Origin of the sequence: Bacillus manliponensis (assembly GCF_000712595.1) — a bacterium.
Lineage (GTDB): Bacteria > Bacillota > Bacilli > Bacillales > Bacillaceae_G > Bacillus_A > Bacillus_A manliponensis.
Genome location: NZ_JOTN01000056.1, coordinates 1 through 2,870 on the forward strand (window position 1 = coordinate 1; position 2,870 = coordinate 2,870).

Annotated in this window: 2 protein-coding genes and 1 pseudogene; 2 read left to right on the forward strand and 1 reads right to left on the reverse strand. The window is 32.5% G+C overall.

The genetic code is table 11. The annotated features are described in order from the left end of the window. Positions 1-347: 347 nt before the first annotated feature. Positions 348-1,107: pseudogene (locus BAMA_RS23070) on the forward strand (hypothetical protein). Positions 1,108-1,156: 49 nt separating this feature from the next. Here the strand turns inward: BAMA_RS23070 and BAMA_RS23075 are convergent. Then, positions 1,157-2,086, reverse strand: coding sequence for a DMT family transporter (locus BAMA_RS23075; RefSeq protein WP_034644361.1), 930 nt, complete (start codon positions 2,084-2,086; stop codon positions 1,157-1,159). Between the two features lie 209 nt (positions 2,087-2,295). On the opposite strand from BAMA_RS23075, the gene BAMA_RS23080 reads away from it, so the two are divergent. Continuing rightward, positions 2,296-2,775, forward strand: coding sequence for a type II toxin-antitoxin system HicB family antitoxin (locus BAMA_RS23080; RefSeq protein WP_051759073.1), 480 nt, complete (start codon positions 2,296-2,298; stop codon positions 2,773-2,775). The last annotated feature ends 95 nt before the right edge of the window (positions 2,776-2,870 follow it).

A 2,870-nucleotide genomic window follows, 5' to 3' on the forward strand; every position in this document is an offset into this window, starting at 1 on the left:
TTTGTTTCATCGCTTTCTGCTCTGTTGCATCGGCGACTCATATAATATTACACTCTCTCATATTAATAGTCAACACTTTTTATAAAATAAAAATGGATGTCTACTATTATCATTCTCCTATTCACTACATATAAGTAAATCTCACAATTCAGCTCCTCATATATAAAGTGGAACTTCTATATGTAAGAACCCACTAGTTATCAGCCCGATCAATCAGTTTTTTACAGACTATAAGACTCCCATCTAAACTTCTTTGCTTCTCTCAAATTTTGAACCAGGAGTCTTATAGCCCATTAATATAGAATAAAAAATTCATGAACAAGCAAAAATAAGCACAGGTGATTTATATGAAGAAAAAACGTTACTCCCTCTTCTTTCTTTTCTTTGCATTATATCTTTCATCAAACCATATTGTACTAGCAACTAGTCAAAATCATGTTATCGATCAATTCATTAAAGCACTAATACACAGAGATGAAAGATTAATGCAATCTTATGTAATGGAAACTGTTGAAATTCCAACAATTAAAAAGGATACACAAATTAACAAAGTCTCCAAGGTACCATCACCACAGAAAGATACGATAGTGCTTGTGACCTATACAAAAAATAAGCACAATGAAAATCAAATTGCTTTTATTTGGGCTCTAACAACGAAAAACGAAAAAATCTCTTATATCCAGCGTATTTACGATGGAACAAACCCTTTTCTTGAAGAAGCACATGTTGTAAAAGAATATGAAATGAAGCACCATCAAAATGTACTAGTTCCAACAAGATTCCCTTTTGAAATTCATGATTTTAGAAGCATAGCATATAATGACTATTTACAACTCAAGTACTACAACGAACCAACTAACGGTATTCTCAAAATCACAATTTCTCCTATTTTATAATAAATTGGAACACCAAAAACAAAAAGGGGAACAATTTTACACCACGAAAAAAGGAATTAAAATGCTCTATAAGCCGAATTTCCACCTAGCATATGAACTCCTATTCCAAAAGGACAACCTACAGTACAAAATCGAAATCGGTAACAAAAAATATTTAAAGAAAACATACACAATGAACGATTTAATTTCGATTGCTGAATCTATGGAATAACAAAAAAGAGAGGTATAGCACTTACACCTCTCTTTTTCCAATAATAATCCTATTTATACAGCTGACTTTCTTTCCCTCTATTGGCAGATTGTAATACACCCTTCCATTTATCTTGATCTGCCCATAACACTCCAACTAAGACAAGACTCCCTCCCATTGCAATTCTCCACGTTAATGATTCATTTAATAAAACAATAGAAGCGAGCATACTAACTAGCGGCAGTGCATTTAAATATAGTCCACTTACAGATGCTGAAATACTTTCAAGTGCCTTATTCCAAAACCAATATGCAAGTATTGTCGCACCAAAAACTAAATATAAAAAACTTAGTCCAACTTTCCATGTATCTATTTTTGGAAATTCGTTATACAGTACCTCCACACTAGCAAAAGGTACTAACATTATCGCTCCTATAAGTAGTGTCATTGTCGTAAACACCTTATTCGATAAGTTCCTTTCTTCTTTTGGACGCTTTAACAATATCGTATAGAATGCAAAAAGAAATGTACTAAACAAAATAAGAATATCTCCAAATAAAGAAGCTTCCCCATTACCATCACCAGATGGAAGTGTGATGCATAGCACTCCAATTACCCCTAATACAATACCAATCCAATAATTCATATGAATCTTTTCCTTTAAAAAGATTACTGAAAATACAATTGTAACGAGTGGCAATCCAGCATCGATAATACTAACATGTAGCCCACTCGTTAATGAAATACCAACCGACGTAAACATAAAGTAACCAGCTACCCCTGTGAAAGATAATAAACTCATTCTTTTCCAGGGAATATTCTTATTGATAATACTATTTTTCAGATCTGAAAAAGTAAAACATGCACATATAAAACCAGCTAAACTAAGACGTAAAAACAACAACGTAAAGGGAGGAATAGATTCCAACGCCCATTTTGTAGGTGCAATTGCTGTGCCCCATAATATAATCGCTATTAATAACATACTTATTGCTTTCATATTTTTATCCATCCGCTCCTATACGCATTTATTCCAAAATTTATTATAGAAAATTTACCCATTTTATTTTAAGTATAACCTGAAAAGGAAGTTTGATAGAAATTAAATTTTTGTTGTTATTACGGATCAACAAATTAGACATCCTCTCCTCTAAAAGAGTATACTTTGGTATGGATTTATCATTAAGTAAACAAGGAGAAATAACACAAATGGGAGAAATAATAAATTTTCATAAAGATTACTATACATATCCTGCTATTTTTCATTATGCTGATGATGGTATTAGCATTGGATTCCCAGATCTTCCAGGATGTTTAACTTGTGCAGATACAGATATAGAAGCAATGTATATGGCTCGTGATGTTTTAGGAGGATTTCTAGTTGGATTCGAGGATGATAACACACCAATGCCAAAACCAACACCTTTGAGGGAAGTAAAAGTAGAAGAGAACGAACAAGCCGTTTTGATTGATGTATGGATGCCACCAGTACGAGAACAAGTTCAATATGCTTATAAAAGAATAAGTGTATCTATTCCTGTTGGTCTACATATAGAAGCAAAGCGAAATAACATAAACATTTCTAAGTTGTTACAACATGCACTAAATGAGAAATTAGGCACGAAATATAATGCAAATTCACATAACTATAAAACATACCGCGACAAAGACGGTAAGTTTCGTTTTTAAATATCTCATAAAAACACACTAGTTAACAAATTCAACTAGTGTGTTTTTATCGTATCAAATCAAGAAAAAACCCAAGTCATGCTGACTTGGGTTAG